Source organism: Cellulomonas algicola (assembly GCF_019024305.1).
Classification (GTDB): Bacteria; Actinomycetota; Actinomycetes; order Actinomycetales; family Cellulomonadaceae; genus Cellulomonas; species Cellulomonas algicola.
Genome location: NZ_JAHKSJ010000013.1, coordinates 314,082 through 320,836 on the forward strand (window position 1 = coordinate 314,082; position 6,755 = coordinate 320,836).

The 6,755-nt window shown below is 75.3% G+C and carries 6 protein-coding genes; all 6 read right to left on the reverse strand.

What is annotated here, in order from left to right:
* Positions 1–60: 60 nt before the first annotated feature.
* A complete protein-coding gene (locus KOV94_RS12060; RefSeq protein ID WP_218052151.1) occupies positions 61–2,193 on the reverse strand; it encodes a 3-hydroxyacyl-CoA dehydrogenase NAD-binding domain-containing protein in 2,133 nt (710 codons plus the stop codon).
* The gene (locus KOV94_RS12065) at positions 2,190–3,431 is read right to left on the reverse strand and encodes a thiolase family protein (RefSeq protein ID WP_218052152.1); all 1,242 of its coding nucleotides are present in this window, start codon (positions 3,429–3,431) and stop codon (positions 2,190–2,192) included. Before KOV94_RS12065 ends, KOV94_RS12060 begins: the two co-directional genes overlap by 4 nt.
* A gap of 141 nt (positions 3,432–3,572) precedes the next feature.
* The gene (locus KOV94_RS12070) at positions 3,573–4,895 is read right to left on the reverse strand and encodes an HRDC domain-containing protein (RefSeq protein WP_218052153.1); all 1,323 of its coding nucleotides are present in this window, start codon (positions 4,893–4,895) and stop codon (positions 3,573–3,575) included.
* 99 nt (positions 4,896–4,994) lie between these two features.
* The gene (locus KOV94_RS12075; RefSeq protein WP_218052154.1) at positions 4,995–5,708 is read right to left on the reverse strand and encodes a class I SAM-dependent methyltransferase; all 714 of its coding nucleotides are present in this window, start codon (positions 5,706–5,708) and stop codon (positions 4,995–4,997) included.
* A gap of 36 nt (positions 5,709–5,744) precedes the next feature.
* Positions 5,745–6,260, reverse strand: coding sequence for a LuxR C-terminal-related transcriptional regulator (locus KOV94_RS21070; protein WP_304515703.1), 516 nt, complete (start codon positions 6,258–6,260; stop codon positions 5,745–5,747).
* A gap of 217 nt (positions 6,261–6,477) precedes the next feature.
* On the reverse strand, positions 6,478–6,755 hold a 278-nt coding region (locus tag KOV94_RS12085; protein WP_218052155.1), incomplete at its 5' end, for a DUF3000 family protein.

Here is a 6,755-nt window from a genome sequence, read left to right on the forward strand (position 1 = left end):
GGCGGAGGCCCGCGACCGGCTGTCGGGGACGAGCAGCCGGTCGCGGGCCTCGAGGGGACGTCAGCGCGTCGGGACGTTCGCGACGCCGTCGGGCAGCAGGCGACGGCCCAGGACCTTCTCGCTGTAGCCGGTGCGGTCCAGGTGCGGCGTGATGCCCCCGAGGTGGAAGCCCCAGCCGGCACCGAGGATCATGCAGAGGTCGATCTGCTGCGGCGTCGCGACGACGCCCTCGTCGAGCATGTGCCCGATCTCGACGGTCAGCGCCGTGAGCACCGCGTCGAGCACGCCCGCCTCGTCGAGCGGTGTCGCGTCGACCTCGACCTCGCGTGCCGCGTCGAAGACCGCCTGGATGGCCGGGTCGACGGGCTTGGGCAGGCCCTTCGCCGGTGCGTCGAGCACGACGCGCGTGCCGTCCGCGACGAGCTTCTCGAGACCCGGCGAGCGCGGGAACCGGTCGCCGAGGTCCTCGCGCAGCGACGTGAGGACGTGCAGGCCGACGGCCGGCCCGACGAGGTCGAACAGCTCGAACGGCGGCATCGGCAGGCCGAGGGGCCGCAGCGCGCGGTCGGCGACCTCCACGGGGGTGCCGTGCTCGACCGCGTCGACGATCACGCCGAGCAGCAGCACGAGCAGCCGGTTGACGACGAAGCCCGGCCGGTCGGCGACGAGCACCGCGGTCTTGCGGAGCTTCGCGACGACCGCGAACCCGGTCGCGAGCGCCTCCGCGGACGTGTGCTCGGCCTGCACGACCTCGACCAGCGGCATCGCGGCCACGGGGTTGAAGAAGTGCAGCCCGACGACGCGCTCGGGGTGCTGCAGGTCGGCCGCCATCGCGGAGACCGAGAGCGCGGACGTGTTCGTCGCGAGGACCGTCGTGGGCGCCACCACGGTCTCGAGCTCGGCGAAGACCCGCTTCTTGAGGTCGAGGATCTCGGTCACCGCCTCGATCACCAGGTCGCACGACGCGAGGTCCTGCAGCTCCGTCGTGCCCGTGATCGCGCCGACGACACGCGCACCCGCGGACTCGCTCATCCGACCCGTCGAGACGAGCCGCTCGACGGTGCTCCGGACGGCGCCCAGGCCCTTCTCGACGCGCTCGTCGTCGAGGTCGCGCATGACGACGGGCACGCCGAGCCGCTGCGAGAGCAGCAGCGCGATCTGCGCGGCCATGAGCCCGGCGCCGACGATGCCCACGCGCGTCACGGGCTGGGCCAGCGACGCGTCAGGTGCGCCGACGGGCTTCTTGCCGCCCGAGACCAGGCCGAACGCGTAGACGCTCGCCCGCATCTCGTCGCTCATGATGAGGTCGGCGAGCGCCTCGTCCTCGGCGGCGAACGCCTCCTGCGGCGTGGCCGTGCGCGCGGCCGCGACCAGGTCGAGCGCGCGGTTCGGCGCCGGACGCGAGCCGTGCACGACGGCGTCGAGCCGCTGGCGCGCGGCGGCGACGACGCCGTCCCACAGCGGCTCGGGGTCGAGCGGGCGACGCTCGACGACGACCTCGCCCGACAGCACGCGCGCCGCCCACCGCACGGACTCCTCGAGGAAGTCGGCCGGGTCGAGCACGACGTCGACGAGCCCGATGCTCGCGGCCTCGCCCGCCGCGAACGGCTTGTTGGCCGCGGGGCGCGTGAGGATGACGTCGAGCGCCTTCTCGACACCGACGAGGCGGGGCACGAGGTAGGCGCCGCCCCAGCCCGGGACGAGCCCGAGACCCGTCTCCGGCAGCGCGAGCGCGCGCACGTCGGACGCGACCGTCCGGTAGTCGCAGTTGAGCGCGAGCTCGAGGCCGCCGCCCAGCGCGACCCCGTTGACGAACGCGAACGTCGGGACACCCATGTCGTGCAGCAGCCCGTAGGCGGCGTGCCCGCCGCGGCCGAGCTCGAGCGCCGCGTCGCGGTCCGTCACCGTGGTGACCTGCGTGAGGTCGGCGCCCGCCGCGAGGAAGTACGGCTTGCCGGTCACCGCGACGGCCTGCACCTCACCGGCGCGGACGCGCTCGCGGACCGTCGTCAGCGCGGCGGTCAGCTCGGCGATGCCGAGCGGGCCGAGCGTCGTCGGCTTCGTGTGGTCGAGGCCGTTGTCGATCGTGACGAGCGCGAGCGTCCCGGCGCCGCCGGGCAGGGTCACGTCCCGGACCAGCGCGTGCGACACGCGCTCGGCGCGGGGCTGCGGGGCGTCGGGCGTCGTGCTCACTGCTGGCCTCCGTCGGTCGCGACGTACTCGGGGTGGTGGGGGTTCTCCCAGATCACGGTGCCGCCCTGGCCGAGGCCGACGCACATCGTCGTCAGGCCGTAGCGGACGTCGGGGTGCTCCTCGAACTGGCGCGCGAGCTGCGTCATGAGCCGCACGCCCGACGACGCGAGCGGGTGGCCGACGGCGATCGCGCCCCCGTAGGGGTTCACGCGCGGGTCGTCGTCGGCGATGCCGAACGCGTCGAGGAACGCGAGCACCTGCACCGCGAACGCCTCGTTGATCTCGAACAGGCCGATGTCGTCGATCGTCAGTCCGGCGCGGTCGAGCGCCTTGCGTGTCGCGGGGACCGGGCCGACGCCCATGATCTCGGGCTCGACGCCCGCGTAGGCGAACGCGACGAGCCGCATGCGCGGGGTCAGGCCGAGCTCGGCGGCGGTGTCCTCGGCGGCGAGCAGGCACGACGCGGCACCGTCGGTGAGCGGTGCGGACGTGCCGGCGGTGACGCGCCCGCCGGGGCGGAACGGCGTCGGCAGGCTGGCGATCCCCTCGGCGGTCGTGCCGGGTCGCGGCGGCTCGTCGGCGGTCGCCAGCCCCCACCCGCGCTCGGGGTCGCGCAGCGCGACGGGCACCAGGTCGGGGTCGATCTGCCCGGCGGCGAGCGCGGCGGCGTACTTGGCCTGGCTCGCGGCGCCGTACGCGTCGGCGCGGTCACGGGTGAGCTGCGGGAAGCGGTCGTGCAGGTTCTCCGCGGTGACGCCCATGTTGAGGGCATCGGGCGCGACGAGGCGCTCGGACAGGAACCGCGGGTTCGGGTCGGCGTCGAAGCCCATCGGGTGGTGGCCCATGTGCTCGACACCGCCGGCGATCGCGACGTCCTGCGCACCGATCCCGATGGTCGCGGCGACGTTGGTGACCGCGGTCATCGCGCCCGCGCACATCCGGTCGACCGCGTAGCCGGGGACCGTGCGGGGAAGGCCGGCGAGGACGCCGACCGTGCGGCCCAGGGTCAGCCCCTGGTCGCCCTGCTGGGTGGTGGCCGCGATCGCGACCTCGTCGACGCGCTCCGGAGCGAGCTCCGGGTGGCGGCGCAGGAGCTCGCGCACGGTCTTGACGACGAGGTCGTCGGCGCGGGTGTGGGCGTAGAGCCCGTCCTTGCGCGCGCGGCCGAACGGGGTGCGGACCCCGTCGACGAAGACGACGCGGCGGGCGACGGGCGGTCGGGCGGATGCGGTCGGCATCGGGCCTCCAGGCGTGGACGACGGTGTCCGGTGACGGGTGCGGGTCCCGCCGGGACGGGACCGCTGGGGCCGACGCTACCGGGACCTAGGTCCTACGTCAGCCGAAGTTACCGAAGAGTAACACCGTGTTCCGCGGGGCCGTCAGGCCGCGGGCAGCGCCGCGAACGCCGCTGCGAGACGCTCCGCCAGCAGGTCGACCTGCCACGCGCGTGCGCCACCCGACGCGAGCGCGTCGGCGATCGTCGTCGCGTCGAGCGGGCGCGGCGGCGCCCAGCACAGCCGCCGCAGGAGGTCGGGCTGGAGCAGGTTCTCCGCTGGCACGGAGTGCGTCTCCGAGAGGTCGGCCACGACGTCCCGGGCTGCCGCGAGCCGTGCCGCCGCCGCCGGGTCCTTGTCCGCCCACGCCCGCGGCGGCGGAGGAGCGTCGCTCTTCGGCCCGCGCACGGACGGCAGCTCCGAGTCCGGCAGCGCCAGCCCACGGTCGATCGCCTGCTGCCACAGCGTCGCGCGGCGTCGCGTGCCCTTGCCCGAGAACGCGGGCAGGGCCGTCAGCTGCGGCACCGAGCGCGGCAGCGCCTGCGCAGCGGCGACGATCGCGGCGTCCGGCAGCACGCGGCCGGGGGAGATGTCGCGCTGGCGGGCGTTCTGGTCGCGCGTCTGCCACAGCTCGCGCACGACGGCGAGACGGCGGGCGTCGCGGATCTGGTGCAGGCCCGACACGCGGCGCCACGGCTCGACGCGCGGTGGCGGCGGCGGTGCGGTGCGGACGGCCTCGAACTCCTGCGCGGCCCACTCCGCCTTGCCGGCGACGGCCAGCCGTTCGGCGAGCACGGTGCGGAGCTCGACCAGGACCTCGACGTCGAGCGCGGCGTAGCGCAGCCACTCCGGGGGCAGCGGGCGCGTCGACCAGTCGACCGCCGAGTGCTCCTTCGCGAGGCCGAGCCCGAGCGCGTCCGCGACGACCGCCGCGAGCCCCACGCGTTCCATGCCCAGCAGGCGGGCGCCGAGCTCGGTGTCGAAGACGCGCGTCGGTCGCATGCCCTGCTCGGAGAGCCCCGGCAGGTCCTGCGAGGCCGCGTGCAGCACCCACTCGACGCCCACCAGCGCGTCGGACAGCGCCGACAGGTCGGGCAGCGCGATCGGGTCGATCAGCGCCGTGCCCGCACCCTCGCGGCGCAGCTGGACGAGGTAGGTGCGCTGGCCGTAGCGGTAGCCCGACGCGCGCTCGGCGTCGACCGCGACCGGACCCGTGCCGGCGCCGAACGCCGCGACGACGCGAGCCAGCTCCTCGGGGGTGTCGACCACGTGCGGGACGCCGTCGGCGGGCTCGGTCAGCGGGACGACTGTCGGCTCGGCGGCCACGTCCGCGACGGCAGGCGCGTCGGTCGGGTCGGTCAGGGGGAGCGGCGGGTGGGCGACGTCGCCCCCCGTCGTGGGGAGGTCGTCGGACACCTCGGAGTGCATGAGGTCCACCGTATGCGACGGTGCAGGCGCGTCCGCGCAGGCGGGCCGTGGTGCGCCGCACGTCACTCGCGCGACCACGCATCCCCCGCCACGTGGTGACTACGTCGTCGCGCCCGGTCGCGGGACGGCACGGATCGCCAGGAAGCCGCGTGGCTCACCGGCGAGCAGGGCGTAGGCGTCCGGGGAGAGGACCTCGGCCGTGGGCGCCGGTCGAGGTTCGAGCAGGCGCTCGATGAGGAAGCCCGCCTCGTGCAGCTCCTCGCACGTCCGCTCGAGCGGAGCCAGCCAGTACCGGAGGTGCCAGCCGGCGGCCCAGTCCTCCTCGATCACCCGGGTCGTGAAGTAGCTGCCTCCGTGCCGGAGCCAGTCGCCCGTGGGATGAAGCCGGGAGAGGACCAGCGCGCCCTCGGGGCGCAGCACCCGGCGCAGCTCGCGCAGGGCGCAGACGCGGTCGTCCACGTACTCGATGCCGAGCGCCCACAGCGCGAGGTCGACCGAGCCGTCCGGCAGCCAGCCCAGCGGTTCGACGGCGTCGTGGACGCGCACGTCGGCGTCGGGCGCCTGCGCCGTCGTCAGCTCGACCATCCGTGGGCTGAGGTCGAAGGCCGAGACGCGGGCTCCGCGAGAGACGAGCTCGGCGGCGTACCAGCCGGGACCGCACCCGACGTCGAGGACGTGGCGCCCCGCGACGTCGCCCAGCAGCGAGAGGCACGCCGGACGGTCGTAGTGCGCGTTGTAGAAGCCGTCACGCGCGTGCTCGGCGAAGGCGTCTGCGAAGGCCTCGTACTGCGGCTCGCGCCCGACCCCCGTCACGCGGCCAGCATGCCAGAGCGCCTGCCGGCGTCCGGGTCAGTCGAGCACGCCGCCGCGGATCGAGATCGCGACGAGCTCCGCGCGGTCGCCCGTGCCGAGCTTGCGCGAGATGCGGGCGAGGTGGCTCTTCACGGTGAGCGCGGACAGGCCGAGCTCCTCGCCGATGAGCCGGTTGGACCGGCCGTCGGCGACCAGGCGCAGGACGCTGATCTCGCGGGCCGTGAGCTCCGGGAGCGTCGGGGGAGCCGGTGCCGGAGCGGGCTGACGCGGGACGCTCGTCGCCGTCTGACCCGCGACCGCGCCGCGCAGACCGCCCTGCAGCAGGACCGACAGCTCGGGGCGGCTCGCGCGGCGCGTCAGGACGACGACACGCGGCGCGCCCCGGCGGCGCAGGTTCTGGACGAGCGCGACCCCGTCTCCGTCGGCGATCTCCGACACGACCACGCACATCTGCTGCGGCGGCGCTGCCGGGCGTCGGGTCGTCGGCACGGTCGTCCGCACGGCGACCCGGCGGAGCGGGGCGACGTCGCGGCGGAGGGGCTCGATGCTCACGGTCCTCTCATCGGCAGCACCTCTGGGCCACTTGAGGGACAGGACGTCACGGATCCACGGGAAGACGTGATAGTGCGGGGAACGGACACGACGGCGCTGGTCAGCGCTGAGCAGGCCGCGGGCCCACGACTCGGGTCAGCGGGGACCGTGGCGCGGCAGGGGGACGACGAGCGTCAGCGACGACGGCGAGGCGCGTCGGTGACGAGGGCGACGTGGGTCAGCGGCGAGGGCCGAGGGGCACGACGCCCTCCGGCAGCGGCGGCAGGCCGGCGGCGGTGCACAGCAGCGTCGCCCACGCGCGCAGGTGCGGACCGAGGTCCTCGCCCGCGGCGGTCCACGACGCCCGGATCTCCAGCTCGGTCTGCTCGGCGCGGCGCTCGAGCGCCCCGAAGCTCTGCGACAGCACGCGCGTGACCGTGCCGCCCGCCGCGTGCGGCTCGAGGCCCGCGGACTCGAGCGCGTCGGTGAACCAGGTCCACGCGACCTCGGCCAGCA

What these genes read in the sequence shown, in the direction of transcription:
- KOV94_RS12065 (WP_218052152.1), bottom strand. Translation starts at nt 3,431, where the DNA reads ATGCCGACCGCATCCGCCCGACCGCCCGTCGCCCGCCGCGTCGTCTTC.
- KOV94_RS12070 (WP_218052153.1), bottom strand. Translation starts at nt 4,895, where the DNA reads ATGCACTCCGAGGTGTCCGACGACCTCCCCACGACGGGGGGCGACGTC.